Annotated in this window: 22 protein-coding genes; 8 read left to right on the top strand and 14 right to left on the bottom strand. The window is 66.7% G+C overall.

Annotated features, from left to right (window positions below; translation table 11 throughout):
- Positions 1-30: 30 nt before the first annotated feature.
- The 3 genes from BMI01S_RS07975 to mltG form a co-directional block, all read right to left on the bottom strand.
- The gene (locus BMI01S_RS07975; RefSeq protein ID WP_028231430.1) at positions 31-1,065 is read right to left on the bottom strand and encodes a DNA polymerase III subunit delta'; all 1,035 of its coding nucleotides are present in this window, start codon (positions 1,063-1,065) and stop codon (positions 31-33) included.
- An 88-nt stretch (positions 1,066-1,153) separates the two neighbouring features.
- Complete coding sequence (gene tmk / locus BMI01S_RS07970) at positions 1,154-1,774, bottom strand: dTMP kinase (RefSeq protein WP_028213117.1); 621 nt, start codon at positions 1,772-1,774, stop codon at positions 1,154-1,156.
- Complete coding sequence (gene mltG, locus BMI01S_RS07965) at positions 1,775-2,785, bottom strand: endolytic transglycosylase MltG (protein WP_028213116.1); 1,011 nt, start codon at positions 2,783-2,785, stop codon at positions 1,775-1,777. It abuts the gene before it with no gap.
- A 77-nt stretch (positions 2,786-2,862) separates the two neighbouring features.
- Between mltG and ygfZ the strand changes: the two genes are divergently transcribed.
- Entirely contained in the window at positions 2,863-3,894 is a 1,032-nt protein-coding gene (gene ygfZ, locus BMI01S_RS07960; protein ID WP_028213115.1) for a CAF17-like 4Fe-4S cluster assembly/insertion protein YgfZ, read from the top strand.
- A gap of 91 nt (positions 3,895-3,985) precedes the next feature.
- Complete coding sequence (locus tag BMI01S_RS07955; RefSeq protein ID WP_028213114.1) at positions 3,986-4,849, top strand: NRDE family protein; 864 nt, start codon at positions 3,986-3,988, stop codon at positions 4,847-4,849.
- Positions 4,850-4,866: 17 nt separating this feature from the next.
- Here BMI01S_RS07955 and BMI01S_RS07950 read toward each other — a convergent pair whose 3' ends face one another.
- The 9 genes from BMI01S_RS07950 to BMI01S_RS07910 form a co-directional block, all read right to left on the bottom strand.
- A complete protein-coding gene (locus BMI01S_RS07950; RefSeq protein ID WP_028213113.1) occupies positions 4,867-5,829 on the bottom strand; it encodes an alpha/beta hydrolase in 963 nt (320 codons plus the stop codon).
- 20 nt (positions 5,830-5,849) lie between these two features.
- Entirely contained in the window at positions 5,850-6,731 is an 882-nt protein-coding gene (locus tag BMI01S_RS07945; protein ID WP_028213112.1) for an SDR family oxidoreductase, read from the bottom strand.
- 87 nt (positions 6,732-6,818) lie between these two features.
- Entirely contained in the window at positions 6,819-7,817 is a 999-nt protein-coding gene (locus BMI01S_RS07940; protein WP_028213111.1) for an NADP-dependent oxidoreductase, read from the bottom strand.
- A gap of 105 nt (positions 7,818-7,922) precedes the next feature.
- Positions 7,923-8,372: a PaaI family thioesterase gene (locus BMI01S_RS07935; protein ID WP_028213110.1), complete on the bottom strand. Its 450-nt coding sequence runs from the start codon at positions 8,370-8,372 to the stop codon at positions 7,923-7,925.
- Between the two features lie 86 nt (positions 8,373-8,458).
- The gene (locus BMI01S_RS07930; RefSeq protein WP_028213109.1) at positions 8,459-8,761 is read right to left on the bottom strand and encodes a Dabb family protein; all 303 of its coding nucleotides are present in this window, start codon (positions 8,759-8,761) and stop codon (positions 8,459-8,461) included.
- A 173-nt stretch (positions 8,762-8,934) separates the two neighbouring features.
- Positions 8,935-10,113, bottom strand: coding sequence for an acetyl-CoA C-acyltransferase (locus BMI01S_RS07925; RefSeq protein WP_028213108.1), 1,179 nt, complete (start codon positions 10,111-10,113; stop codon positions 8,935-8,937).
- 81 nt (positions 10,114-10,194) lie between these two features.
- Positions 10,195-10,830 carry a bifunctional nicotinamidase/pyrazinamidase gene (pncA, locus tag BMI01S_RS07920; protein ID WP_028213107.1) on the bottom strand — a complete coding sequence of 212 codons (636 nt, stop codon included), beginning with the start codon at positions 10,828-10,830 and terminating at the stop codon, positions 10,195-10,197.
- A 46-nt stretch (positions 10,831-10,876) separates the two neighbouring features.
- Entirely contained in the window at positions 10,877-12,970 is a 2,094-nt protein-coding gene (locus tag BMI01S_RS07915; RefSeq protein ID WP_028213106.1) for a 3-hydroxyacyl-CoA dehydrogenase NAD-binding domain-containing protein, read from the bottom strand.
- 235 nt (positions 12,971-13,205) lie between these two features.
- Positions 13,206-14,936, bottom strand: a complete 1,731-nt coding sequence (locus tag BMI01S_RS07910) for a 3-(methylthio)propionyl-CoA ligase (RefSeq protein WP_042288839.1) — start codon at positions 14,934-14,936, stop codon at positions 13,206-13,208.
- 229 nt (positions 14,937-15,165) lie between these two features.
- On the opposite strand from BMI01S_RS07910, the gene BMI01S_RS07905 reads away from it, so the two are divergent.
- The 5 genes from BMI01S_RS07905 (at position 15,166) to BMI01S_RS07885 (ending at position 19,047) form a co-directional block, all read left to right on the top strand.
- Entirely contained in the window at positions 15,166-16,764 is a 1,599-nt protein-coding gene (locus tag BMI01S_RS07905; RefSeq protein WP_028213105.1) for a protein adenylyltransferase SelO, read from the top strand.
- A 49-nt stretch (positions 16,765-16,813) separates the two neighbouring features.
- A complete protein-coding gene (gene msrB, locus BMI01S_RS07900) occupies positions 16,814-17,233 on the top strand; it encodes a peptide-methionine (R)-S-oxide reductase MsrB (RefSeq protein ID WP_028213104.1) in 420 nt (139 codons plus the stop codon).
- Between the two features lie 114 nt (positions 17,234-17,347).
- Entirely contained in the window at positions 17,348-17,881 is a 534-nt protein-coding gene (locus BMI01S_RS07895) for a septation protein A (RefSeq protein ID WP_028213103.1), read from the top strand.
- The gene (locus tag BMI01S_RS07890) at positions 17,878-18,186 is read left to right on the top strand and encodes a BolA family protein (RefSeq protein WP_028213102.1); all 309 of its coding nucleotides are present in this window, start codon (positions 17,878-17,880) and stop codon (positions 18,184-18,186) included. Before BMI01S_RS07895 ends, BMI01S_RS07890 begins: the two co-directional genes overlap by 4 nt.
- An 81-nt stretch (positions 18,187-18,267) precedes the next feature.
- Complete coding sequence (locus tag BMI01S_RS07885) at positions 18,268-19,047, top strand: peptidylprolyl isomerase (RefSeq protein ID WP_028213101.1); 780 nt, start codon at positions 18,268-18,270, stop codon at positions 19,045-19,047.
- A gap of 81 nt (positions 19,048-19,128) precedes the next feature.
- Here the strand turns inward: BMI01S_RS07885 and BMI01S_RS07880 are convergent, their stop codons facing one another.
- Together BMI01S_RS07880 and purL are read right to left on the bottom strand one after the other, a co-directional pair.
- Positions 19,129-20,253 (bottom strand): Fic family protein, encoded by a 1,125-nt coding sequence (locus BMI01S_RS07880; protein ID WP_028213100.1) that lies wholly within the window; start codon positions 20,251-20,253, stop codon positions 19,129-19,131.
- 211 nt (positions 20,254-20,464) lie between these two features.
- Positions 20,465-24,541, bottom strand: a complete 4,077-nt coding sequence (gene purL, locus BMI01S_RS07875) for a phosphoribosylformylglycinamidine synthase (protein WP_028213099.1) — start codon at positions 24,539-24,541, stop codon at positions 20,465-20,467.
- A gap of 546 nt (positions 24,542-25,087) precedes the next feature.
- On the opposite strand from purL, the gene BMI01S_RS07870 reads away from it, so the two are divergent.
- The gene (locus BMI01S_RS07870) at positions 25,088-26,383 is read left to right on the top strand and encodes an FAD-dependent oxidoreductase (RefSeq protein ID WP_028213098.1); all 1,296 of its coding nucleotides are present in this window, start codon (positions 25,088-25,090) and stop codon (positions 26,381-26,383) included.
- Positions 26,384-26,489: the final 106 nt, after the last annotated feature.

The following is a 26,489-nucleotide window of genomic DNA, read 5'->3' as shown; positions in this document are numbered from 1 at the left end:
TGCGAAGGGGGTTCGGTTCAGCCGGGCCGGTCAGGCGAACAATTCACGATAGCCGAGAAAGAGTTCCTCGAATACGAGGCGCGCATTCAGCGGATGGTTCTCCACGGCGCGCTGGCGCGTGACGGTTTTCATGTAGCGAGCGAGCGCCGCCGCGTCGAGTTTCGCGGCGCACCGCGCAAGCGCGCTGGCGGCCTGCGGGAAATAGCGCGGACGGCCCGCAGTGCGTTCGGCGAGCAGGTCGTAGGCCCAGCGCTGCAGCCAGCCCAGCACGAGCGGCACCGGCAGCTTCTGCAGTGTCTCGCCGCAGGCAAACGCATCGCAGGCGGGGCCCGCCGCGAGCTGGGCCAGCGTCCAGTCGCGCAGCGTGCGGTTTTCATCGTGCGCGAGCGCGAGCGCCGCGAGCGGCGCGCCGCCGGCTTCGGCGAGCAGCGCCGGCGCTTCATCCACGCCCTGCTGCGCGAGCCAGGCCGTGGCGGCCTCGGGCGCCGGCGTGCCCATGGGCCACTGGCGGCAACGGCTGATGATGGTAGGCAGCAGGCGGTCGATGCGTGCCGACACCACCAGGAACACCACGCCGGCGGGCGGTTCCTCCAGCGTTTTCAGCAGCGCGTTGGCGGCGGCGACGTTAAGCGCCTCGGCCGGATACAGCACGACCACGCGCAGGCCGCCGCGGTGCGAGCCCACGCCCGCGAAGTCGAGCAGCGCGCGCACCTGCTCGATGCGGATTTCCTTGCTCGGCGCGCGACTCTTCTTGCCCTCTTCGCCCTCCGCCTTTTCGGCCCTGGCCTCTTCCTCTGCGGCCTGGCCGACCTCGCCGGCCAGTGCCTCGGGGACGACGATGCGGTAATCGGGATGGTTGCCCTGGGCAAACCAGTGGCATGCCGCACACGAACCGCACGGCTCGCCGTTGGCCTGCGGCGATTCGCAGAGCAAGCCCTTCGCCAGATGCTGCGCGAAGTGGAGCTTGCCGATGCCCGCCTGGCCATGGAGCAGCAGTGCATGCGGCCAGTGGCTGCGCAGTTGCTGCAAGCGTTGCCAGTCGTCGGTTTGCCAGGGATAGATCATCGTCTTTGGAATCAATCGGTTAGGCGATCTTCATGAGAAGCGGGCTGAAGTGTGCGCTGCGCTTGAGGAAGTTGAACATCCTTTTGGATCAAAGCCCTGCGATCACTTGCTCGAGTTTTTTACGAATCACGTCGATGTCCTGCGAAGAGTCGACGATGACGAACCGGTATGGCGCTTCTTCCGCGCGGCGCAGGTACTCGGCGCGCGTGCGCTTGAAGAACGCATCGGACTCGCTCTCGAAACGGTCGGGCTCGCGCGCCGCTCCGCGCCGCTCGCTCGCGGTGTCAGGCGGCAGGTCGAATAGCACCGTCAGATCCGGCTGGAAACCGCCCTGCACCCAGCGCTCCAGCGTTTCGAGCTTGTCGCGCGGCAGGCCGCGTCCGCCGCCCTGATAGGCAAACGTGGCGTCGGTGAAACGGTCGGAGAGCACCCAGTCGCCACGCGCGAGCGCGGGCTCGATCACCTTGGCGAGATGCTCGCGGCGCGCGGCGAACATCAGCAGCGCCTCGGTTTCGAGGTCCATCGACTGATGCAGCACGATCTCGCGGATCGACTCGCCGAGCGGCGTGCCACCCGGCTCGCGCGTCGTGACGACCGCACGGCCCGAAGGTGCGAGCTTGTGCGCAAGCTGGTCGCGAAACCAGGCGAGATGCGTGGTCTTGCCCGCGCCGTCGATGCCCTCGAACGTAATGAATCGGCCCCGCGCCATTTAATTACCCCGGATGTATTTGTCGACGGCCTTGTTGTGGTCGACGAGATTGTCAGAAAACTCGCTGCTGCCATCGCCGCGCGCCACGAAGTACAGCGCGGCCGTCGACGCCGGATTGAGCGCCGCCTGGAGTGCCGCGGCGCCGGGCAGTGCGATCGGCGTCGGCGGCAAGCCGAGACGCAGGTAGGTATTGTAGAGAGTGTCCGACTGCAGATCGCGCTTGCGCAAATGCCCGATGTAGCCGTCGCCAAGGCCGTAGATCACGGCCGGATCGGTCTGCAGCGGCATGCCCACCTTCAGGCGGTTCGAGAACACCGCCGCCACGAGCGCGCGGTCGCTGGCGCGCCCGGTCTCCTTCTCCACGAGCGAAGCCAGCGTCAGCGCCTCGTAGGGCGACTTCAGCGGCAAGCCCGGTGCGCGCGCGGCCCACGCTTCGTCGAGGCGCGTCTGCATCAGGTGATAAGCGCGGCGGTAAATCTCCAGGTCGCTCGAACCTTTGTCGAAGAGATAGGTGTCGGGGAAGAACAACCCTTCGCCGCTGCCGTTCGGCGCGGGCGGCGCCCCAATCGCGGCGAGCAGTTCGGCGTCGCTCATGCCGGCCGTTTCGTGGCGCAGCGCAGGATTGGCGTCGAGTTCGGCGCGCATGCGCTTGAAAGTCCAGCCTTCGATGATGGTGGCCACCGACTCGTTCACGTCGCCAAGCGCCATCTTCTGCAGCACCTGGTACGGCGTGATGCCCGCCTTGAATTCGTAGTTGCCCGATTTGAGCTGGCTTTGCAGGCCGAGCACGCGCGTCATGAGCACGAAAAGCTGCGTCTGCACCGGCACGCCGCCGCGCTGCAACTGCACGGTGACACTGCGCACGGTGCTGTGTGGCTTGATGGTGACGTCGAGCTGTGGGGCGGCCAGTTCGATCGGCGTGGTGGCCCAGCGCCATACGCCGCCCGCCGCAACGGCGCCGATTACGACCAGCGCGGCGCCGGCAACAAGGCATTTCTTGAGGAGGGACATGGAAACACGACTCAGGGGGACCTCATATAATAACTGCTTGCCTTCGCTAAAGTCAGGATTGACTGTTCCCCGAATCCATGAACTCACCGCTCGATCCCGCTTCCACGCTTTCCGCTCCCGCGCTTGCTCCGGTGACTGCGGCCGACTTCGACGCCGTTCTCAAGGGCGGCGCCTACGCGATCCTGCCGCAGTTCGGCGTGATCGACGCCACTGGCGACGACGCCTCGAGCTTCCTGCATAGCCAGCTCACCAACGACGTCCAGCATCTGGAGGTGGCCGGCGCGCGCCTCGCCGGATACTGCTCTCCCAAGGGCCGTCTGCTCGCCTCGTTCCTCACCTGGAAGACCGGCGACACGATCCGCCTGCTGATCTCGAAGGACGTGCAGGCCGCCGTGCAAAAGCGCCTGTCGATGTTCGTGCTGCGCGCCAAGGCCAGGCTCACCGACGACAGCGACAAGCTGCTCGTGGTGGGCCTCGCGGGCGACGTGCGCGGCGCGCTTGCGAGCGTGTTCGACGCGCTGCCCGACGGCGTGCACGTGAAGGTCGACGATCCGTCCGGCACGCTGATCCGCATGCCCGATGCGGCCGGCGTGCTCCGTTATCTGTGGGTCGGCCCGAAGGAAGCCGTGCAGGCGCGCCTCGCGAAGCTCGACTACGCGGTGAAACGCGTACCGCCGGCCGTATGGGACTGGCTCGACATTCGCGCGGGCGAGCCGCGTATCACGCAAGCCGTGAGCGAGCAGTTCGTGCCGCAGATGGTCAACTACGACGTGCTGGGCGGCGTGAACTTCCGCAAGGGCTGCTACCCGGGCCAGGAAATCGTCGCGCGCAGCCAGTATCGCGGCACGATCAAGCGCCGCACCGCGCTCGCCAACGTCGCCGCGAGCCCCGACATCGTTCACGCAGGCACCGAGCTATTCCATTCGGACGATCCGGGCCAGCCGTGTGGCATGGTCGTGAACGCCGCGGCCGCGCCCGAAGGCGGCGTCGATCTGCTCGCGGAGATCAAGCTCGCCGCACTCGAAACGGGCAGCGTCCATCTGGGCGCTGCGGACGGCCCCGTGCTGCGCGTGCTGCCGCTGCCTTACGCATTGCCGGCCGAAGTTTGACGTTGCTTGCCGCATTCCTTGCGCGTGAGGCGCCCTGCGCCTCACGCCGCTTTGAAGCGGCTCCCCTCTCGACCTTGCAAGCGCCAGCCCCATGTGCCTGATCGTTTTCGACTGGCGTCCGCGCGCGAGCGCCGGCGCGCTGTTCACACTCGCGGCAAACCGTGACGAATTCCTGCGCCGCACCGCCGATCCGCTGCACTGGTGGAGCGTCCCGGACATCGTGACGTCGCCTGGCAGCACGCCCGCGGGGGTGCTGGCGGGCCGCGATCTCGTGGGCGGGGGCACCTGGCTCGGCATGACGCGCAGCGGCCGCTTCGCCGCGCTCACGAACTATCGCGCGCCCAACGACATGCGCCCCGACGCGCCCACGCGCGGCACGCTCGTCTCGCGCTGGCTTACGGGCGCGCAAGGCCTGCCCGATACGCCGCTCGGCTATCTCGACGAGGTTGCGCGCTCGGGCGCGCTCTACAACGGCTTCAATCTGATCGTCGGCGACTGGGTGCGCCGGGAACTCGCGTGGTACTGCAACCGCGCCGACCGTGCGCCCGCGCTGCTGCCCGAAGGCACGCACGGCATTTCGAACGCCGTGCTCGACACGCCATGGCCGAAGCTCGCACGCAAGCGCGCGGAACTCGCGCAACTCATTCAGCCTTCGGCAGGCGACGCGCAAGTGCCGCTCGCGCGGCTCGTGGACATGATGCGCGACCCGCAAGTCGCGCCCGACCGCGACCTGCCCGCCACGGGCATTTCGCTGGAACGCGAACGCGCGCTTTCTGCGGCATTTATCGAAACGCCCGATTACGGCACGCGCGGCACCACGGCGTTGCGCGTGAGTCTGCGCGGCGCATTGCTTGACGTAGAAGCGCTGGAACGCAGCGACGACGACGGCTCGCACCGCATCGTCCGGCCCGGCGCATTCGAGCGCCGCGCGACTTATACGGTCGAAGCGGGCTGATCCTGCCTCGGCGCGCTTCAGTCGCCCGTGCCTAGCGCCAGGCGCAGCGCATCGGCGGCCTCTCGCTGCGCGCGCCGCGCCTCGTCGACGAACGCCCCCATCTTGATGAACTCGTGGATCACACCGTCGTAGCGTACGAGCGTCACCTCGTTGCCGGCTTCGCGCAGCTTTTGCGCGTAGGCCTCGCCTTCATCGACGAGGGGATCGAATTCGGCCACGCCGATCCACGCCGGCGCGACGCCGCGAAAATCCGGTGCACCGCGCGTGCCGTCCAGCGGCGCGAAGCGCCAGTCGTCGCGGTCCGAAACATCGCGCACGTAGTGGCCGAAGAACCACTGGATCGTCGGCGCGGTGAGCAGATAGCCATCCGCGAGCCGCTCGTGCGATTGCGTGCGTTGATGCGCGCTCACCGCCGGATAGAACAGCAATTGCAGCACTGGCGGCATGCCCGCGTCGCGCGCCAGCAGCGCGCAGACCGTGGCGAGCGTGCCGCCCGCGCTGTCGCCGCCGACGGCGAAGCGGGCCGCGTCCAGCGCATAGCCGGCCGCGTGTGCGTGAAGCCACGCGTAGGCGTCGAAGGCGTCGTGGACCGCGGTCGGGAAGCGATGTTCGGGTGCCAGCCGGTAGTCCACGGAAAACACGGCGCAGCGCGCGTCGCGTGCGAACATGCGGCAGATCGCATCGTGCGTGTCCACGCTGCCGATCGTGAAGCCACCGCCGTGATAGTAGACGAGCACGGGCAGCGGCTCGGCCCAATGCGGCTCGACGGGCAGATAAAGGCGCGCGCCAATCGTTGCGCCGTCACGCATCGGCACCCGCAGGTCTTCCACGGCATGCATCGGCGCGGCCGGAATTTCCAGCACCGAGGCGCTCTTCTCGTATTCGGCGCGCGCTTCCTGCGCCGTTTGCTCGTGGTAAGGCGCGCGGCCCGTGCGGGCCACCATGTCGAGCACTAGGGCGATTTTCGCGGTGAGTGGCATGGCACGGACCCCGTACGCCTTTATTGCGGCGCTTGCTTGACTTCGGGTTTGAGCGAGAGCGGATCGGTCGGGTTGCGCAATGTTTCGATGTCCTCATGACGCAGCTTCACCGAAGCGAGAATCTGCGGATGCGTGAGGATATAGAAGCGCCCTTCCCGTACGGCGTCGAACGTCGCCTTCGCGACGTCGTCGGGCGTGAGTTTGCCTGCGCGCACCGCGCGCTGCAACTGCAGATCGGCGGCTTGCTGCGAGCGCGTGAGCGGCGCGTCGTTGCGCAAATCGTCGGGGCGGCTGCGCCCGGCGTTCGCAATGCCGGTCGGCACGAAGGCGGGGCACAGCAGCGAACAGCTCACCGCGTCGCTCACGTTCTTCAGGTCATGGTAGAGCGTCTCGGTGAGCGAGACCACGGCGTGCTTCGACGCGTTGTACACGCCCATTGCAGGCGGCGAAAGCAGACCCGCCACCGAAGCCGTATTGACGATATGCGCGCGCTCGCCCTGTGCGAGCATGACCGGCGTGAAGCTGCGCACGCCGTTGGCGACGCCCATCACGTTCACGCCGAATAACCACTCCCAGTCTCTCGCGCTGCTCTCCCACACGAAGCCGCCCGTGCCGACACCGGCGTTGTTGAAGAGCAGATGGACTTTGCCGAACGCTTCGAGCGCGGCGTTCGCCAGCGCATCGACTTGCGCGGCGTCACGCACGTCGGTGCGCACGCCCACGGCTTGCGCGCCGCTTTCGCGCAGCGCTTCGACGGTTTCATCGAGCAGCGCCTGATCGACGTCGGCGAGTACGAGCTTCATGCCGAGCGCTGCGGCGTGGTGCGCGAACGCGCGGCCAAAGCCGCTCGCCGCGCCCGTGATGACGGCCACACGGCCATCGAACTGGAACGGTTCGGACATTGCGAATCCTGCGTTGAAACTGCGGTGAAAACTTCCGATAGATAAGCGAAGCGCCCTTTCCGGGCGCTTGCGCAAGGCTGTGAGTCCTCAGATCAGCTTGACGAGCTGTTTGCCGAAATTCTGGCCCTTGAGCATGCCGAGGAATGCACTGGGCGCGTTTTCGAGCCCTTCGGCCACGGTCTCGCGATACGCGAGCTGCCGGTTCGCGACGAGCGTGCCGAGCTCCCTGAGCGCCTGTGGCCACACATCCATGTGCTCGCTCACGATGAAGCCCTGCACGAGCAGGCGCTGCGTGAGCAGCAGCTGCGGATGCTTGAGCGGCATCGGCTGGGCGTCGTAGCCCGCGATCATGCCGCACAGCGCGATGCGCCCGAACGCGTTCATGCGCGCGAGCGTGGCATCGAGCACTTCGCCGCCGACGTTCTCGAAGTAGCCGTCCACGCCGTCGGGCGTCGCGGCCTTCAGATCCTGATAGAGATTGCCCGCCTTGTAATCGACGCATGCGTCGAAACCTAGCGTTTCCGTGACATAGCGGCATTTTTCCGCACCGCCCGCGATACCCACCGTGCGGCAGCCCGCGCGCTTCGCGAGCTGGCCGACCACGCTGCCCACCGCGCCGCTCGCCGCGCTCACGACGACGGTCTGCCCTGCCTTCGGCTCGATGATGCGATTGAGCCCGTACCACGCGGTGACGCCCGGCATGCCCACCGGCCCGAGATACGCCGACAGCGGCACATGCGTCGTATCCACGAGTTGCAGATCGCCGCCGTTCGAGGTGCCGTACTCCTGCCAGCCCAACATGCCCACCACCTTGTCGCCGGGCTTGAACTTCGCGTTGCGCGACTCGACCACTTCGCCCGCGGTGCCGCCGATCATCACCGAATCGAGTGGCTGCGGCGCCGCATACGATTTGCTGTCGTTCATGCGCCCGCGCATGTACGGGTCGAGCGAGAGGTAGTGATTGCGCACGCGCACCTGTCCCTCGACGAGCGCCGCGAGGGGCGTTTCGACGAGGCGGAAGTTGTCGACGCTCGCGGCGCCTTCCGGGCGCGAGGCGAGCAGGATCTGGCGATTGGTCTGGGTCATGGCGTCCGTGTTGCTTTGTCAGGTGCGGCGAGGCGTGCCGGCCGCACGGGAAAAGAATGGACGGGCACGCGCGAGCAAAGCCCCAACGCGCGCCGGTCCGCGCGTTTAACCGTCGCTCGGTCCCGGCCGCGCGCCAGGGTCGCTGCGCAGACGCTGACGCGTCACGTCGCGGCCCACCGCAAGCCGGCGCATGTACTTGAAAGTGCCGAGCGCCTTGGCGACGAAATGGCCCTCGCTGTCGCGAATCTCGCCTTCGCAATAGGCCATCGTGGTGGAACGGTGCAGCACGCGGCCGGTGGCGCGCAATTCCCCGCGCCCCGGCTGCATGAAGTTCACCTTCATCTCGACGGTGACGATGCCCACGCCGTCGGCCGCGAGGCTGCGCGCGGCCATGGCGAGTGCCATGTCGGCGAGCGTCATCGTCACGCCGCCGTGCGCGACGTCCCAGGTGTTCAGATGCCGCTCGGCGAGCGGCAGCACGACTTCGCTCGCGCCGTCGCGCGCACTCACGAGTTGAGCGCCGAGATGTTCGACAAAGGGACTCTCGACGATCATGAGCGGCGTTGGCGGACTTTCAGGCTCCTTGCCGTGCGGCGCGCCGCTGCCTTGGGGTCGATCTGCGGTACCTGTCATGATCGGGTTCAGACCACGTAATCCACGCACTGGCGCGACTCGACCACGAGCTTCGCGAACTGCTTCACGACGAGATGATCGGGGTGGTCCTGATAGCCGTCGAGCGCGGCCTGATCGGCGAAGTCGGAAATGAGGACGAGGTCGAACGTGGAAGCGAGACCCGGCTCTGCGACGCCGACTTCGAGGTGCAGCGTGCCCGGCACGAGATCGCGACAGCCTTCGAGCAGGGCCTTGAACTTCACGACGTTCTCGGCGCGCGTCGCGCCTTCGGCCGACTCCTTGAGCTTCCACATCACGATATGACGAATCACGAACTCACCTCTTTCAGTCTGCATGGAACGGGCGCTGCGCTCGGCGCGCGCCGACAGCCGTCATGATACCCGCAGCGGCTCGAGCGCGAGAGCGCCCCGGCACGCGTAACAGCGGAGGAAAGCGATGAAATCGTGAGCGCGGCAGCGGGCGTGCCGACTGCCGCGCCCTCGCGTCAGACGACCTCGAAGAGGCCCGCAGCGCCCTGCCCGCCGCCGATGCACATCGTCACTACGACGAACTTCGCGCCGCGGCGCTTGCCCTCGATGAGCGCGTGGCCCGTCAGGCGTGCACCCGAGACGCCATACGGGTGGCCGACGGCGATCGCGCCGCCGTTCACGTTGAGGCGGTCGGCGGGAATGCCGAGCTTGTCGCGGCAGTACAGCACCTGCACCGCGAACGCTTCGTTCAGTTCCCACAGGCCGATATCCTCGACCTTCAGACCCGCCTGCCTGAGCAGTTTCGGCACCGCGAAAACCGGACCGATGCCCATCTCGTCCGGCTCGCAGCCCGCCACGGCAAAGCCGCGGAAGATGCCGAGCGGCTGCAGGCCTTCGCGTTCGGCGACCTTCGCGTTCATCACGACGCAGGCGCTCGCGCCATCCGAGAACTGGCTCGCGTTGCCCGCCGTGATGACGCCGCCCGGCATGGCGGTGCGGATCTTCGAAACGCCTTCGAGCGTGGTGTCGGCGCGGATGCCTTCGTCGGCGGCGACCGTCACTTCCTTCGTGACGAGCTGGCCCGTTGCCTTGTCCGCAACACCGGCGAGCACCGTGATCGGCACGATTTCGTCATTGAACAGGCCCGCCGCCTGCGCGGCGGCCGCGCGCAACTGCGATTGCACGCCGTACTCGTCCTGGCGCTCCTTCGAGATTTCGTAGCGCTTCGCGACGGTCTCCGCGGTTTGCAGCATGCTCCAGTAGATTTCGGGCTTGTGCTGGTTGAGCCAGCCATCGGCCATCATGTGGGTGTTCATCTCGTTCTGCACGCACGAGATGGACTCCACGCCGCCCGCCACGAACACGTCGCCTTCGCCCGCGATCACGCGCTGTGCGGCGAGCGCGATCGTCTGGAGCCCGGACGAACAGAAGCGGTTGACGGTCATGCCGGGCACGCTAACCGGCAGCCCCGCGCGCAGCGCGATCTGGCGCGCGATATTCCAGCCCGTCGCGCCTTCGGGGTTCGCGCAGCCCATGATCACGTCTTCGACACGTGCGGGGTCGATCTTCGCACGCTCCACGGCGGCCTGGGTCACGTGCCCGCCGAGCGTGGCGCCGTGCGTCATGTTGAACCCGCCCTTCCACGATTTGGCGAGGCCCGTACGGGCGGTCGATACGATTACGGCGTCAGTCATGCGTTTCTCCCACTACGAGATTTTGATGCAAAGAATGGATTCGTTTGAAAGTTTCAGGCGGACGATAGCGGGCGATGTCGTTCACGCGGCGCCGATCAGCACCTCGGCCGACTGCGCGCGCTTCACGCCCGCCGCGAGCAACTGCTTCCACGCGGCGGCGAGCGAACCGTTCAGATCGATCGCGCGTGAGGCGTCTTCGATCAGCACGGTTTCGAAGCCCGCGGCGCGCGCGTCGAGCGCGGACCAGGCCACGCAATAGTCGGTCGCGAGGCCACAGCAGTACACGCGCTTCACGCCCACGTCGCGCAGGTAGCCTGCGAGGCCCGTGGGGGTCTTGCGGTCGGCCTCGAGAAACGCGGAGTAGCTGTCGACGTCGGCGTGATGGCCTTTGCGGATCACCGCGCGTGCATGCGGCACGTCGAGGTCGCGATGCAGCGCCGCGCCATCGGTGCCCTGCACACAGTGCACGGGCCACAACACCTGCTCGCCGTAAGGCAGCGCCATCGTCTCGAACGGCGCGCAACCCGGGTGATTGGCGGCGAACGAAACGTGCTGCGCCGGGTGCCAGTCCTGCGTGAGCACCACGTTGCCGAAGCCCTGCGCGAGCCGGTTCGCCACCGGCACGACTTCGTCGCCGTGCGCGACGGCTAGCGCCCCGCCCGGCATGAAGTCGTATTGCAGGTCGATCAGCAGGAGCACGTCGTTTGCGCTTCTCATGATGTTCGTCCGCCTGTTTGCCCGCTTTTGCGCCTGCAAGCGATGCTTAGTTGAACTTGCTACCGAACGTGCCACCGTTGGCGGCCAGCTCGACGATGGAAGGCGCGATCTCCCACGCTTCGCCGTTGGGCTGCTGCGCATAGCGGCGAATGGCGCGTTCGACGTTGTAGAGGCCCACGGTGTCGGCGTACAGCATCGGGCCGCCGCGCCACAGCGGGAAGCCGTAGCCCGTGAGGTAGACCATGTCCACGTCAGATGCCTTCGACGCAATGCCTTCTTCGAGAATCTTCGCGCCTTCGTTGGCGAGCGCGAACACGAGGCGCTCGACGATCTCCTCGTCGCCGATCTTGCGGCGCTCGACACCGGCTTCCTTCGAGTACGCGACGATCATCTCGTCGACGAGCTTCGAAGGCAGCGCGTTGCGCTCGCCCGCCTTGTAGTCGTACCAGCCCGCACCGGTCTTCTGCCCGAAGCGGCCGGTCTCGCAAAGACGGTCGGCGATCTTCGAGTACTTCATGTCCGGATGTTCCTGATAGCGGCGCTTGCGGATGGCCCAGCCGATATCGTTGCCGGCCAGATCGCTCATGCGGAACGGGCCCATGGCGAAACCGAACTTTTCGATCGCGCGGTCCACTTGCGCGGGCAGCGCGCCTTCTTCGAGCAGGTACAGCGCCTGGCGCACGTACTGCTCGATCATGCGGTTGCCGATGAAGCCGTCGCACACGCCCGAGACCACGGCCGTCTTGCGGATCTTCTTCGCGATCTGCATGACGGTGGCGAGCACGTCCTTCGCCGTTTCCTTGCCGCGCACGACTTCGAGCAGCTTCATGACGTTGGCAGGACTAAAGAAGTGCAGACCCACCACGTCCTGGGGACGCTTCGTGAACGCCGCGATCTTGTCGACGTCGAGCGTGGAGGTGTTCGAAGCGAGGATCGCGCCCGGCTTCGCGACCTCGTCGAGGCGCTTGAAGACCTGCTCCTTCACGCCGAGCTCTTCGAACACGGCCTCGATGATGAGGTCCGCTTCCTTGAGGTCGTCGTAGGAGAGCGTCGGGCGAATCAGCGCCATGCGCGCTTCGAGCTTCTCAGCCGTGAGCTTGCCCTTCTTGACCTGGGCTTCGTAGTTTTTGCGGATCGTGGCGATGCCGCGGTCGAGCGCTTCCTGCTTCGTTTCGAGCAGCGTGACGGGCACGCCTGCGTTGAGGAAGTTCATCGTGATGCCGCCGCCCATCGTGCCCGCGCCGATCACGGCCACCTGCTGGATGTCGCGTAGAGGCGTGGAGGACGGCACATCGGGAATCTTGCTCGCGGCGCGCTCGCCGAAGAACGCATGGCGCAGCGCGTGGCTTTCCGGCGTCTGCACGAGTTCGACGAAACATTCGCGCTCGAACGCGAGGCCCTTGTCGAAGCCTTGCGTCACGCCCGTCGCAATCGCGTCGATGCACTTCACTGGCGCCGGATAGTTTTTCGACAGGGCGCCGACCGTGTTGCGCGAGAACCGCAGGAAACCTTCGGCGTTCGGATGCTCGATCTTGCGGTTGCGCACGAGCGGATGCGGGCCAGGCTTGTCGGCCGCCTTGCGCGCGAATGCGATCGCCTCTTCGACCAGATCGCCTTGCGCCATGGCGTCGAAAAGCCCCGAATTCGCGAGCTTTTCGCTCATCACCGGTGCGCCCGTGACGATCATGTTGAGCGCGGCTTCGAGGCCGATCGCGCGCGGCAGGCGCTGCGTGCCGCCCGCGCCCGGCAGGATGCCGAGTTTCACTTCGGGCAGCGCGATCTGCGCGCCGGGCGCGGCGATGCGATAGTGCGCGCCGAGTGCGAGCTCGAGGCCGCCGCCCATCGCCACGCTATGGATCGCGGCCACGACGGGCTTCGCGCTCTTTTCGACTTCCTTGATGACGGTGTGAAGCGTCGGCTCCTGCATCGCCCTGGGCGTGTTGAATTCGGTGATGTCCGCGCCGCCCGAGAACGCCTTGCCGGCGCCGGTGATCACGATGGCCGAAACGGCCGGATCGCTTGCGGCGCGCGCCAGGCCCTCGACAATGCCCGCGCGGGTCGAATGTCCGAGGCCGTTGACGGGCGGATTGTTGAGCGTGATGACGGCGACGCCGTCGCGAGTCGTGTAGTCCACTGCCATTTGGCTGCCTCCATGCGTGCGGGCCGCGATGTGCGTCGTCGGTTTCATTGTCCGACATTCCCGGTCAGGCACGCAGGATACCGAAAAAAGAACGTTCGTTCAATTTTTTGCCTAACTGCGGAGCTCGGGGTTTACACCAAGGAAGCGGCCACCGCGGGTTGATGGGTAAAAGTCAGAAGAAACAACGCAGCCAGATGGCTGCGCCCGAGAACCTTGCCCGGCTGCGCGGAGTGATCTACTTGCGCATGGGGGGCGGATTGCTGCCAGCGGTCTCATTGGCACCCGCGCCGCCCGCTTCCTGCGCCGGATCGAACGGACAGCCCTCGACCGCAAGCGCGGTCGGCAGCACATACGAACGGAACTGCTCGCGCAACTTGAGCTTCAGCAGCTTGCCGGTGGCCGTGTGCGGCAATTCGTCGACGAAAACGGCGTCGTCTGGCAGCCACCATTTAGCGACCTTGCCATCGAAGAACGCCAGCAACTCCTCGCGCGTCACCGTCGCGCCGGGCTTCTTCACCGCTACGATGAGCGGCCGCTCGGTCCAGCGCGGATGCGCGCACGCGATACACGCCGCTTCCGCGATGCCCGGATGCGCCACGGCGATGTTTTCGAGGTCGATCGAGCTGATCCACTCGCCGCCCGACTTGATCACGTCCTTGCTGCGGTCGGTGATATGCATGAAGCCATCGGGGTCGATCGTGGCGACATCGCCCGTAGGGAACCAGCCGTCGACGAGCGGCGAGCCGCTTTCCTGGCGGAAATAGCGGTCGATGACCCAGGGCCCGCGTACGTGCAGATCGCCAAACGTCACGCCGTCCCACGGCAATTCACGCCCGTCCTCGCCGACGATCTTCATATCCACGCCGCAAATCACGCGCCCCTGTTTTTCGAGCAGCGCCAATTGCGCTTCGCGCGGCCGCTGCGACTGCGCCCAGTTGAGCTTCGCGAGCGTGCCGAGGGGCGACATCTCCGTCATGCCCCAGCCGTGGATCACCTGCACGCCGTATTCGTCCTCGAACGCACGCAGCATCGCGGGCGGGCAGGCCGAGCCGCCGATCACCGTCCACTTGAGCGTGGAGAAGCGCACGCCCGCGCCCCGCATATAGGCGAGCAAACCGAGCCAGACGGTCGGCACGCCAGCCGAGCCGGTCACGCCCTCGGCCTCCATGAGTTCGAAGAGCGACTTGCCGTCCAGATCCTTGCCCGGCAGCACGAGCTTCGCGCCCGTGAGCGGCGCGGCGTGGGGCGCACCCCACGCGTTCACATGGAACATCGGCACGACGGGCAGGAGCGCGTCGCGCGCGGAGAGGCCCATCGCATCGGGCAGCGAGGCGCCGTAGGCATGGAGTACGGAAGACCGATGCGTATAGAGCACGCCCTTCGGGTTGCCCGTGGTGCCGGACGTATAGCAGAGATTGGACGCGCTGCGCTCGTCGAGGACGGGCCAGTCGTAGTTGCCGTCCTGCGCGGCAAGCAGCGTTTCATAGCAGAGCACTTCCGTGCGCATCTGCGGCCGATGCGCCTCGTCGCACATCGCGATCCAGCCGCGCACGTTCGGGCACTGCGGCGCGATCGTATCGACAAGCGCTGCAAACGTGATGTCGAACAGCACATAGCGGTCGTCGGCGTGATTGACGATCCAGGCGATCTGCTCGGGAAAAAGGCGCGGATTGATGGTGTGGCACACGGCGCCGAAGCCCGTCACGCCGAAATAAGCCTCGAGATGCCGGTAGCCATTCCAGGCAAGCGTGCCGATACGCTCGCCCGGCGCCACGCCGAGCGCCATGAGCGCCTGCGCCAGCTGTTTCGAGCGCACCTCGCACTCACGGTACGTGTAGCGATGGATATCGCCTTCGATGCGGCGCGAGACGATCTGCGTGTTGGCATGATGGCGCGCCGCATGCGCAATCAACGACGACAGCAGGAGCGGCACGTCCATCATCTGGCCCAGCAGCGGTGCGCTCATCGTTGGCGGTCTCCTGTCGACCAGAGTTGGCGCTTCAGCTGTCGGCCGGAGTTAGTGCTTTAGCACTTACTCCGGCCCCACGCAGAGCGCTTGCTCCGGTCCCATGCAACCTTTGCTCGCGTTGATCGGCGTTGTCCTTGTCCGGCGGGCGCGGCGGCGGGCTTCGGAGGTGCGCCAGCACGCCGGCGGGTGCGGACTTACAATATCGACTATTCAACAGGCCCTCAATATGTCGTTTTCACCAGGCAATACCGAAACTCAAGGCGGAAACTCCGCCTCGCACACGCCCGCCGCCGGTCCGCTCGCCGACTTCGAACGCGCATTGACCCTGCCGCGCGACGAAGCATTCGCCGCGCTCGGTGCTCGCTTCTACACGCGCTTGCCCGGCGCACCGCTGCCCGCCCCTTATGTCGTCGGCTTTTCGAAGGCCATGGCTGCACAGCTCGGCCTCGATGCGTCCGCTGCGGCCGATCCCGCGTTCGCCGGGTTCTTCAGCGGCAACTTCACGCGCGAGCGCTCGCCTTCGGCCATGTCGTACGCGACGGTCTACTCCGGGCACCAGTTCGGCGTATGGGCGGGCCAGCTCGGCGACGGCCGCGCGCTCACGCTCGGCGAGGTCGAGCATGACGGCCGGCGCAACGAGGTGCAGCTCAAGGGCGCGGGCCGCACGCCTTACTCGCGCATGGGCGATGGCCGCGCCGTGCTGCGCTCGTCGATCCGCGAGTTCCTGTGTTCGGAAGCGATGCATCATCTCGGCATTCCGACCACGCGCGCGCTCACGGTGACCGGCTCCGACCAGCCCGTGCGCCGCGAAGAGCTGGAAACGGCGGCCGTCGTCACGCGCGTGTCGCCGAGCTTCGTGCGCTTCGGCCATTTCGAACACTTCTATTCGCACGACGACGTCGACGCCCTGCGCAAGCTGGCCGATCACGTGATCGCGCGTTTCTGGCCGCAGCTGCGCGAAGCCGACGACCCATACCTGGCACTGCTTGACGAAGCGGTGCGCAGCACCGCGGCGCTGATGGTCGAATGGCAGGCCGTGGGCTTCTGCCATGGCGTGATGAACACCGACAACATGTCGATCCTCGGTCTCACGATCGACTACGGTCCGTTCGGTTTCATGGATGGTTTCGACGCCAACCATATCTGCAATCATTCCGATTCGCAGGGCCGTTACGCGTACCGCATGCAGCCGCAGATCGCGTACTGGAATCTCTTCTGCCTCGCTCAGGCGCTGGTGCCGCTCTTTGGCGCGCACTACGACATCGCCGACGAAAAAAAGCGCGGCGAGCGCGTGGTCGCCGACGCGCAGGCCGTGCTCGAACGCTTCAAGGGACACTTTGCGCCAGCGCTCGAAGCGCGCATGCGAGCAAAGCTCGGCCTCGAACACGCGCGCGAAGGCGACGACGTACTCGCGAACAAGCTGTTCGAAGTCATGCATGCAAACCGCGCCGATTTCACGCTCACGTTTCGCAATCTCGCGCGCGTTTCGAAACATGACGCGAGCGGCGACACGTCGGTGCGCGACCTGTTTCTCGATCGCGCGGCCTTCGACGCCTGGGCCGCCGACTATCGCGCGCGCCTCGCGCACGAGCCGCGCGACGACGCCGCGCGCGCCGCAGCGATGAACCGCGTGAATCCGAAATATGTACTGCGCAACCATCTCGCGCAGACGGCAATCGAGCGCGCCGCGCAAAAGGATTTCAGCGAGGTCGAGCGTCTTGCGAAAGTGCTGGAGCGGCCGTTCGACGAGCAGCCGGAAAACGCGGCATATGCGGCGCTGCCGCCCGACTGGGCGAGTTCGCTCGAAGTCAGTTGCTCTTCGTGAGCGCGCCCCCATCTACGTGATCTTGTTTCCCATCCGACAGGAACCGAACATGAGCCAGGACGACCACAACTCCACCGCCTACCCGGGCTACAAGGCCGACGAGCAATGGCGCGAACAGCTCGACGACACGCAGTACCAGGTCACGCGTCACGCGGCCACCGAGCGCGCGTTCACGGGCAAGTACTGGGACCACTTCGAGCGCGGCGTGTACGACTGCGTGTGCTGCGGCACGCCGCTCTTCGAATCCGCCACGAAGTTCGACGCGGGCTGCGGCTGGCCGAGCTATTTCCGCCCGATCAACGGCGAGGTGATCGAGGAGAAGACCGACCGCTCGCACGGCATGTTGCGCATCGAGGTGCGCTGCAAGAATTGCGGCGCGCACCTGGGTCATGTTTTCGAGGATGGTCCGGCCCCGACCGGCCTTCGGTATTGCATCAATTCGGCTGCGCTACAATTCGAGCCCAAGTGAGCGTTGGCAAGGCAGCCTCGCGCCCCGCGCTGGGCGCCATGCGGCCTTGAAAGCGCCGTGCCCTCCGCCGCCCCCTGTTCCGGCGGGCTCATTGTGTAAATTCTCAGGCCGATAATGAAATTCCTGTTTGATCTGTTTCCGATCATCCTCTTTTTCGTCGCCTTCAAGCTGTGGGGCATCTTCCCGGCGACGGCCGTGGCGATCGGCGCGACGCTCGTGCAGATCGCATGGGTGGCGTTCCGTCACCGCAAGGTCGACCCGATGCTGTGGCTTTCGCTGGGCATCGTCGTCGTGTTCGGCGGCGCCACGCTGATGCTGCACGACGAAACTTTCATCAAGTGGAAGCCGACTGTGCTCTACTGGGCGTTCTCGATCGTGCTGCTCGTCTCGCAGGTCGCATTCGGCAAGAACCTCATCGAAGCGATGATGGGCAAGCAGATCACGCTGCCGGCGCGCATCTGGACGCAACTCAATTTCGTGTGGTCGGTCTTCTTCGCGCTGCTCGGCATCCTCAATCTGTTCGTGGCCTACCACTTCTCGACCGATGCGTGGGTCGACTTCAAGCTGTTCGGCGCGACCGGCATTCTCGTGGTGTTCATCGTCGGCCAGAGCCTGTGGCTCTCGCGTTACATGAAGGAAGAAGAATGAGCGACGTCTTTCTGCACGCGAGCCCTGCCGAGCGCATGGCGCTGATCGAAACGCGCCTGACCGCGGCGCTCGCTCCCGTTTCAATCGACGTGCGCGACGACAGCGCGCAGCACGCGGGACACGCCGGCGCCGCTGCCGGCGGTCATTACCATGTGACGATCGTTGCGTCCGCATTCGCGGGGAAAGCCCGCGTGGCAAGGCATCGCATGGTGTATGATGCGCTGGCCGAGGCCATGCAGCGCGGCATTCACGCTCTCGCGATCACGGCGCTCACGCCTGAAGAAGCCGCGGCGCTGCCCCGGTAGGCCCGCGCCAGATTTCGGCCTGCCTTCCCTTTTGTTCGCCTTTTTGTTCGCCATTTTGGTTCGCCCCGTTAGGACTTTCCGATGACCTTGAAGAAAACCCATCTCTGGGTGTTGCTGGCTGCATGCGCGGCGGCTCCCGCCTTTGCGCAGAACATCGCCGTCGTGAACGGCACGCCGATTCCCAAAGCGCGCGCCGATGCGCTGATCGAGCAGCTCGTGCATCAAGGCCAGCAGGATTCGCCGCAACTGCAGATGGCCGTGCGTGAAGAACTCGTGAACCGCGAGATCCTCATGCAGGAAGCGATTCGCGAAGGCATTCCGAACAAGCCGGACGTGAAGGCGCAAATCGCCGTGGCGCAGCAGACCGTCGTGCTGCGCGCGCTGATCGAAAACTTCGTGAAGACCAACCAGCCGACCGACGCCGAAGTCAAGGCGCGTTACGACCAGCTCACCAAGGACGCGGGCGGCAGCGAATACCACCTGCACCACATCCTCGTGGACAACGAGCAGCAGGCCAAGGACCTGATCGCGAAGATCAAGGGCGGCGCGAGCTTCGAAGACCTCGCGAAGCAGTACTCGAAGGACCCGGGTTCGGCGAAGAACGGCGGCGACCTCGACTGGTCGGATCCGAAGGCTTACGTGCCGGAATTCGCCGCTGCGGCCACGCATCTGCAGAAAGGCCAGATCACCGACGCGCCGGTTCACACGCAGTTCGGCTGGCACATCATCCGCGTTGACGATATCCGCCCGGTCACGCCGCCGCCGCTCGAGCAGGTGCGCCCGCAGATCGTCCAGCAGATCCAGCAGGAAAAGCTGCAGGCGTTCGAAGAGAATCTGCGCAAGCAAGCGAAGATTCAGTAAGACTTCGCTGCGGCTCCCGCTGCGATTAAAGCCCCGCGACCTGCGAAGTCGCGGGGTTTTTTGTTTGCGGCACAAGCGTCGTTACTGCCGCAACGTTTCCAGTTCGTAGCCCGTGCTGCGCCCGCCGCCCCCCGCCTTGCGCAAGACGCCGCGCGCCACCAGGTCGTTGATGTCGCGCAACGCCGTATCGGACGAACATTTGGCGATGGCGGCCCACTTGCCGCTCGTGAGCTTGCCGTCGAAACCATCGAGCAGCCGGTTGAGCAGTTTGATCTGCCGCTCGTTGAACGGCGTCGTGGCCCAGTCGCGCCAGAAGCGCGCCTTGGTGAGCACGCCGTCGAGCGTGATCTGCGCCTGATCCACCGCGCGATGCAGCGCTTCGAAAAACCACGCCAACCACGGCGTGACATCCATCGATCCGCGCTGCGTGCGCTCCAGAATGTCGTAATACGCCTTGCGTTCCCGCTGAATCTGGGCCGAGACGCTGTAAAAACGTTGCGGACTGCCGTCTGCGCGCGCGAGCAGCAAATCGCCGATGGCTCTTGCCACGCGGCCATTGCCGTCGTCGAACGGGTGCAGCGTGACGAACCACAAATGGCCAAGGGCGGCCTTGATCAGCGGCGGCTCCTGCGCGGGCCCGTTCAGCCAGTCGAGGAAGCGGCGTGTCTCGGGCTCCAGCCGGTCCGCGGGTGGGGCCTCGAAGTGCACGCGCTGACGGCCGATGGGCCCGGAAACCACCTGCATGGGCCCGCTGGCATCGTCACGCCATGCAGCGACGTTGATCCGCGACAGGCCCGCATAGCCGGTCGGGAATAGCGCCGCGTGCCAGCCAAACAAGCGCTCGCGCGTGACCGGCGACCGGCTGTTGGTGGTCGCATCCAGGACCATTTCGACCACGCCTTCCACATGGCGGTCCACCGGAGCGAGCGCCCCGATGTCCACGCCCATTCGACGCGCGATGGACGAACGCACGGAAGCGACATTCAGTTGCTCGCCCTCGATCTCGCTCGTCTTGAGCACGTCCTCGGTGAGCGCCGCGAGGCTCGCCTGATCGCGAAGCGCCAGGCCCACATCTGCCAGCCTGCCCACCAGCAAGCCCTGGGCGCGGCTGACCTCGGCCATGGGCGCGGCTAGCTCGGTCAGGTCGAAGCGCCAGCGAGGCCAGTCGCCGGCTTGCCAGATGTAGGTGTAATCGCCGCTAGTCATGCGGTGATTATGAGCCGTATTCGCCGCACACACAAGTTAATCACCGCAAATCATGCGGTGATTAACACCGATAATCGCCGCAGTGGCTCCTTCGGCCAGCCTGCCAAACACTGCAAATGCAAAAAGCCCCGACCAATGCCTGCAGTGCAGGCATGGCCGGGGCTTTTCAGCGGAGCCAGGATGACCCTGCGTCGAACGTCCGCGAGGCGTGTTAGCCCACCCACTTGCGCGCGTTCTGGAACGCGCGCATCCACGGGCTCGCCTCGCCCCAAGCCTCAGGGTGCCAGCTCATCGTCACGGTGCGCTGCACGCGCTCGGTGTGCGGCATCAGCACCGTGAAGCGGCCGTCGGGCGTCGTGACGGAGGTGATGCCCTGCGGCGAGCCGTTCGGGTTGAACGGATAGCCTTCGGTCGCCTGGCCGCGGTGGTCGACGTAGCGCATGGCCACGGCCACCTTCGAGATGTCGCCCTGCTGCGAGAAGTCGGCGAACCCTTCGCCATGAGCCACGGCCACGGGAATGCGCGAGCCTTCCATGCCGCTGAAGAAGATCGACGGCGAGCTTTGCACCTCGACGAGCGAGAAGCGGGCTTCGAACTGCTCCGACTTGTTGCGCGTGAACTTCGGCCACGCTTCGGCGCCCGGGATCATCGAGGCGAGGCTCGACATCATCTGGCAGCCGTTGCAGATACCGAGCGCAAACGTGTCCTGGCGCGCGAAGAATGCCGCGAACATGTCGGCAAGCTTCGCGTTGAAGCGGATCGTCTTGGCCCAGCCTTCGCCCGCGCCCAGCACGTCGCCGTACGAGAAGCCGCCACAGGCCACGGCGCCGGCGAAGTCCGCGAGCGTCGCGCGGCCTTCGAGCAGGTCGCTCATGTGGACGTCGTGCGCGTCGAAACCGGCGCGGTCGAACGCGTATGCAGTCTCGAGGTGCGAGTTCACGCCCTGCTCGCGCAGGATCGCCACGCGCGGACGCGCGCCCTTGCCGATGAACGGCGCGGCGATGTCTTCGGCCGGGTCGAAGCTCAGGTGCGGATGCATGCCCGGGTCAGCAGCGTCGAGGAGCGCGTCGTATTCGGCGTCGGCGCACGCGGGATTGTCGCGCAGACGCGCGATACGCCAGCTCACTTCGCTCCACACGCGTTGCAGCTCGGCGCGCGGCGCTTCGTAGATGCGCTTGGCGTCGCGGTAGATTTCGATCGAGTCGCGGTTGTTGAGCGTGCCGATCACGTGCGAGCAGACCGACAGACCGTGCGTGCGCAGCACCGCCATCACGGTGTCGCGCTGCTGAGCCGGCACCTGGATCACGGCGCCGAGCTCTTCGGAGAAGAGCGCGCGCAGCGTGCGGTCGTCGCGGCGGCCGCTCGTTTGCTTCGCCCAGTCCTTGGCGTCGCCGTAGTCGGATTCGTGCTCGCTGTCGAGCGTGAGCATGTCCACGTTCAGCGACACGCCCGTGTGACCCGCGAACGCCATTTCGCAAACCGTCGCCCACAGGCCGCCGTCCGAGCGGTCGTGGTACGCGAGCAGCTGCTCGTTCGCGTTCAGTTGCTGGATGGCCGTGAAGAACTGCTTGAGGTCTTCGGCGCTGTCCACGTCGGGCACGGCGTCGCCGACCTGCTGCGTGACCTGCGCGAAGATGCTGCCGCCCATGCGGTTCTTGCCGCGTCCCAGATCGATCGCGATCAGGACCGACTCGCCCACCTCGTCGACGCGACGCAGTTGCGGCGTGAGATGGCGGCGCACGTCCTCGACCGGCGCGAACGCCGAGATGATGAGCGAAACCGGCGCGACCACTTCCTTGGCCACGCCTTCTTCGTTCCACTTCGTGCGCATGGAGAGCGAATCCTTGCCCACCGGAATGCCGATGCCGAGCGCCGGGCACAGCTCCATGCCGATCGCCTTCACGGTGTCGTAGAGCGCGGCGTCTTCGCCCGGCGCGCCGCACGCGGCCATCCAGTTCGCGGAGAGCTTGAGCTTGTCGAGCGACCGGATGGGCGCGCTGGCGATATTGGTGATCGCCTCGCCCACGGCCATGCGGCCCGAGGCGGGCGCATCGATCACGGCGAGCGGCGTGCGCTCGCCCATCGTCATCGCTTCGCCCTTGTAGCCGGCGTAGTCGAGCGCCGTGATCGCGCAGTCGGCCACCGGCACCTGCCACGGACCGACCATCTGGTCGCGCACGGTCGTGCCGCCAACCGTCCGGTCGCCGATGGTGATGAGGAACGACTTGCTGCCCACGGTCGGATGGCGCAGCACGTTCTTCGCGACCTCGTCGAGCGAGATGCCCGTGACTTCCACGGGCGCGAGCGGCACGCTGGCGTGCTCGACATCGCGATGCATGCGCGGCGGCTTGCCGAGCAGGATGTCCATCGGCATGTCGACGGGCTGGTGGCCGCCGTTGGCCGCGAGCGCCTGCTCGTCGGTGTCGATGAGCTTGAGGTCGCGCGCGTCGGTCGCGACGCCCACGACGGCGAACGGGCAGCGCTCACGCTCGCAGATCGCCTTGAACGCGGCCAGATCGGCGGGCGCAATCGCGAGAACGTAACGCTCCTGCGACTCGTTCGACCAGATCTCGCGCGGCGAGAGGCCCGACTCTTCGAGCTGCACCTTGCGCAGCTCGAAGCGCGCGCCCTTGTCCGCGCCGTCGACGAGTTCGGGGAAGGCGTTCGACAGGCCGCCCGCGCCGACGTCGTGGATGCTCAGGATCGGGTTGCCCTCGCCCAGTTGCCAGCACGAGTTGATGACTTCCTGCGCGCGGCGCTCGATCTCGGGGTTGCCGCGTTGCACCGAGTCGAAGTCGAGCTCGGCGGTATTGGTGCCGGTCGCCATCGAGCTGGCGGCGCCGCCGCCCATGCCGATGCGCATGCCCGGACCGCCGATCTGGATCAGCAGGGTGCCCGCGGGCAGGTCGTGCTTGTGCGTATGCTGCGCGCTGATGTTGCCGAGGCCGCCCGCGATCATGATCGGCTTGTGATAGCCGCGCACGGTGCCCGCCACGTTCTGCTCGTAGGTGCGGAAGTAGCCGCCGAGGTTCGGACGGCCGAATTCGTTGTTGAACGCAGCGCCGCCGAGCGGGCCGTCGATCATGATCTGCAGCGGCGAGGCGATGCGGTCCGGGCGGCCGTAGACACCCTGGGTATCCGCGGGATTGCGCAGCGCGAGCGGCGCGGCGGCGTCGCGGGCGTTTTCCCATGCTTCGCGCGCGTCGGGCAGATCGAGGTTCGAGACCGTGAAGCCCGTGAGGCCCGCCTTCGGACGCGCGCCGCGGCCCGTCGCGCCTTCGTCGCGGATCTCGCCGCCCGAACCCGTCGCCGCGCCCGCGAACGGCGAGATCGCCGTGGGGTGATTGTGCGTCTCCACCTTCATCAGCGTGTGCGTGAGTTCGGTGTGGCGGCCATACCGCTCGCCCGGCTCTCCGTCCGCACCCTGCTTGCGCGGGAACCAGCGTTCCGCCACCGCGCCTTCCATGATCGACGAGTTGTCCGAGTACGCGACGATGGTGCCTTGCGGGCTCATCTTCTCGGTGTTGCGGATCATCGCGAACAGCGACATATCCTGGTCCTGGCCGTCGATCGTCCAGCTCGCGTTGAAGATCTTGTGGCGGCAGTGCTCGCTGTTGGCCTGCGCGAACATCATCAGTTCGACATCGGTCGGGTTGCGCCCGAGCTTGCTGAAGTTTTCGACGAGATAGTCGATTTCGTCGTCGGCGAGCGCGAGGCCCAGTTCGCCGTTGGCCGTTTCCAGGGCGGCACGGCCTTTGCCCAGCACGTCTACGGTCTGCATCGGCCGCGCCGGCAGGACGTCGAACAGATGCAGCGCCGCGTCGCGCGATGGCGCCACGCTCTCCGTCATGCGGTCGTGCAGCGCCGCGGCCACGGCGGCGCTTGCCTCTTCCGAAAGCGTCTTCTTGCCGCCGAGCAGGCCCGACTTGAGCACGACAGTGTATTCGACGCCGCGCTCGATGCGGCGCACCTGCTCGAGACCGCAATGGTGCGCGATGTCCGTGGCCTTGCTCGCCCACGGCGACACCGTGCCGAAGCGCGGCACGACGAGGAACGTGAGCGCGCTGCCGCGCTCCTGCGCCGCCGCGAACGGCGCGCCGTAGTGCATCAGCGCTTCGATTTTCGCGCTGTCTTCAGCGGACAGCGGCGTGGCCGAATTGACGAAATGCAGATACTGGCCGTGCACGCCGACGATGTTGGCGTCGATACGCTGAAGCGTTTCGAGCAGGCGAGCCTGACGGAAGTCGGAAAGGGCCGAAGCACCGGGGAAACACGAGAAGTGGGCCATGGACTGGGGCGTTGCGTCGAAGTTGCGTCAGAGTTGCGTCGCGGCTTCGCCTCGCGCGAAACGCGTCGCGAGCTCGCGATGCGTCGCGCGAAGACGGCGACGGTCAAACGAAGGGAGACCGCGATTATAACCCGGAAGGCCTGTCCTGACCGCCCCGCAGGCCGGTCTGCTGATGGCTACGCGTGCGCGTGCGGCCTGCTCGACGGGATGGCCGTGGCACGCAAGCTTCCCGAAGATAGCCAGCACATTCGCGGCACGTCGGCGATTTCGCGATGTCCCGCGCGTCGCGCGAGCGCTCCGCGAGTGCTCCGGTCCTTGCGGGGGGCTTATGCGCCCCACTTCAAGCCCGCTTCAAGCCCGCTTCAAGGCCGCTTCAAGGCCGCATCGACCCTTCCGCACGCATGGCGATGCGGCCGCTTTCGCTGCTATGATTGCGCGTTTCGTCTGAACGGCGCGCCTTCGCATGGCTTGGGCGCGCTGCACGCCCCACCCACGGCTCGGCGCCCTCGACCGACGGCGCGCCGCCTGCCTGCAGATCGTATCGTCATGGATGTCATCGTCATCGGCGGCGGAATCGCCGGCATCGCTACCGCTTGGCAGCTGCGCGCGGCCGGACACCGCGTCTGCGTGATCGAACGCCACGCCACGGTTGCGCAAGGCGCGACCTACGGCCATAGCGGCATTGCGCTGCCCACGCCGCTCGACGTGTGGTTCGGCCCCACCTTCCTGCGCAACGGGCGTCAATCCTCCGGCGGCGTCATCAGCAGGGCGGGATGGCGCGGCGAGGCCCACAACTTCGTCAAGCGGCTCGCCACGCTCCACGGTTCGGAGGCGTTTGCCGATCGCTATGCGCTCCTGCGTCCGCTCATCGAGTCGGCGCAGGCGGCGCTCGCCGACATCGACGCGCGCTTCCAGCTCGAGTACGAGCAGCGCGATGGCCTGCTCTACCTGGTGCGCGGCAACGACGAATGGTCGCTCACGCAACCGGCGCTCGAGCAGCTGCGCCGCTTCGAAACCCCGCACCACGCACTCTCGCCCGCCGAATGCGTGGCCTTCGACCACTCGATCCCCGCCGATCCGCCGTTCGCGGGCGGCGTGCACTTCGAGACCGGCCGCGTGGCGAACTGCCCGCTCTTCGTGAAGCAGCTCAAGCAGGTGCTCGACACCCATGGCGGCGTGCAGTTCGAAACGAGCCGGGAAGTCAGCGCGATCCGTCTGGAAGACCGGCGCGCGGCCGTGGAGCTCGCGCCGCCCGCGCACGAGACGGGCCGCTCGCGCGACGTCGAAGTGATCTCGGGCGACGCCATCGTCGTCGCCGCGGGTGCGCAGACGCCGCGCCTTCTCGAGCCGCTCGGCCTCAAGCTGCCGTTCTACCCGCTGCGCATGCACACGCTCAATTCGCCGGTGGCGCACGAGGAATGCGTGCCGCACACGACCCTCGTCGATGCCGGCAAACGCATCGCCATCACGCGCATGAATCACCGGCTGCGCATCTCGGGCGCCGCCGTACTGCTACGCGCGCAGGAAGTCGAGGAGGCGCTGCCCGAAACGCTCACCGAAGACGCCCTGGCGCTCCTCGGCGAAGCGTCGCGCGACTGGGCGCCGGGCGCCGCGCGCATTTCCGCCGCGCTCGCGTGGGAAGGCATGAAGCTGCTTTCCGCCGACGGCCTGCCGGCGGTCGGCAACGCGGGCCATCCGCGCCTCTTCGTCAACGCGGGCCACGGGCCGGCTGGCTGGGCGCTTTCGCTTGGGTCGGCGCGCCTCATCGCCCAGCAGATTTCCAACGTCGCGCCGGACTTGCCGGCGGATACCATCAAAGCCCTCTCGCCAGGCCGTAGTTGATCGAGCCGCGCATGGGGCGCGCCATGACCGTCGCCTGAAGCCGTCCAGAACGCGCCTGCGACGGCGTGGCCGCGCGCCGCGCTCGCGAGCGTGCCGTCCGGGGGTC

Origin of the sequence: Paraburkholderia mimosarum LMG 23256 = NBRC 106338 (genome assembly GCF_000739815.1) — a bacterium.
In the GTDB taxonomy this organism is placed as follows: Bacteria; Pseudomonadota; Gammaproteobacteria; order Burkholderiales; family Burkholderiaceae; genus Paraburkholderia; species Paraburkholderia mimosarum.
This window is presented reverse-complemented; position numbering and strand designations above follow the sequence as displayed.

What these genes read in the sequence shown, in the direction of transcription:
- msrB (WP_028213104.1), top strand. Translation starts at nt 16,814, where the DNA reads ATGAGCCAGGACGACCACAACTCCACCGCCTACCCGGGCTACAAGGCC.
- BMI01S_RS07955 (WP_028213114.1), top strand. Translation starts at nt 3,986, where the DNA reads ATGTGCCTGATCGTTTTCGACTGGCGTCCGCGCGCGAGCGCCGGCGCG.
- BMI01S_RS07915 (WP_028213106.1), bottom strand. Translation starts at nt 12,970, where the DNA reads ATGGCAGTGGACTACACGACTCGCGACGGCGTCGCCGTCATCACGCTC.
- BMI01S_RS07890 (WP_028213102.1), top strand. Translation starts at nt 17,878, where the DNA reads ATGAGCGACGTCTTTCTGCACGCGAGCCCTGCCGAGCGCATGGCGCTG.
- BMI01S_RS07945 (WP_028213112.1), bottom strand. Translation starts at nt 6,731, where the DNA reads ATGTCCGAACCGTTCCAGTTCGATGGCCGTGTGGCCGTCATCACGGGC.
- pncA (WP_028213107.1), bottom strand. Translation starts at nt 10,830, where the DNA reads ATGAGAAGCGCAAACGACGTGCTCCTGCTGATCGACCTGCAATACGAC.
- BMI01S_RS07935 (WP_028213110.1), bottom strand. Translation starts at nt 8,372, where the DNA reads ATGATCGTCGAGAGTCCCTTTGTCGAACATCTCGGCGCTCAACTCGTG.
- BMI01S_RS07895 (WP_028213103.1), top strand. Translation starts at nt 17,348, where the DNA reads ATGAAATTCCTGTTTGATCTGTTTCCGATCATCCTCTTTTTCGTCGCC.
- BMI01S_RS07880 (WP_028213100.1), bottom strand. Translation starts at nt 20,253, where the DNA reads ATGACTAGCGGCGATTACACCTACATCTGGCAAGCCGGCGACTGGCCT.
- BMI01S_RS07940 (WP_028213111.1), bottom strand. Translation starts at nt 7,817, where the DNA reads ATGACCCAGACCAATCGCCAGATCCTGCTCGCCTCGCGCCCGGAAGGC.
- BMI01S_RS07885 (WP_028213101.1), top strand. Translation starts at nt 18,268, where the DNA reads ATGACCTTGAAGAAAACCCATCTCTGGGTGTTGCTGGCTGCATGCGCG.
- mltG (WP_028213116.1), bottom strand. Translation starts at nt 2,785, where the DNA reads ATGTCCCTCCTCAAGAAATGCCTTGTTGCCGGCGCCGCGCTGGTCGTA.
- ygfZ (WP_028213115.1), top strand. Translation starts at nt 2,863, where the DNA reads ATGAACTCACCGCTCGATCCCGCTTCCACGCTTTCCGCTCCCGCGCTT.
- BMI01S_RS07870 (WP_028213098.1), top strand. Translation starts at nt 25,088, where the DNA reads ATGGATGTCATCGTCATCGGCGGCGGAATCGCCGGCATCGCTACCGCT.
- tmk (WP_028213117.1), bottom strand. Translation starts at nt 1,774, where the DNA reads ATGGCGCGGGGCCGATTCATTACGTTCGAGGGCATCGACGGCGCGGGC.
- purL (WP_028213099.1), bottom strand. Translation starts at nt 24,541, where the DNA reads ATGGCCCACTTCTCGTGTTTCCCCGGTGCTTCGGCCCTTTCCGACTTC.
- BMI01S_RS07925 (WP_028213108.1), bottom strand. Translation starts at nt 10,113, where the DNA reads ATGACTGACGCCGTAATCGTATCGACCGCCCGTACGGGCCTCGCCAAA.
- BMI01S_RS07905 (WP_028213105.1), top strand. Translation starts at nt 15,166, where the DNA reads ATGTCGTTTTCACCAGGCAATACCGAAACTCAAGGCGGAAACTCCGCC.
- BMI01S_RS07975 (WP_028231430.1), bottom strand. Translation starts at nt 1,065, where the DNA reads ATGATCTATCCCTGGCAAACCGACGACTGGCAACGCTTGCAGCAACTG.
- BMI01S_RS07910 (WP_042288839.1), bottom strand. Translation starts at nt 14,936, where the DNA reads ATGAGCGCACCGCTGCTGGGCCAGATGATGGACGTGCCGCTCCTGCTG.
- BMI01S_RS07950 (WP_028213113.1), bottom strand. Translation starts at nt 5,829, where the DNA reads ATGCCACTCACCGCGAAAATCGCCCTAGTGCTCGACATGGTGGCCCGC.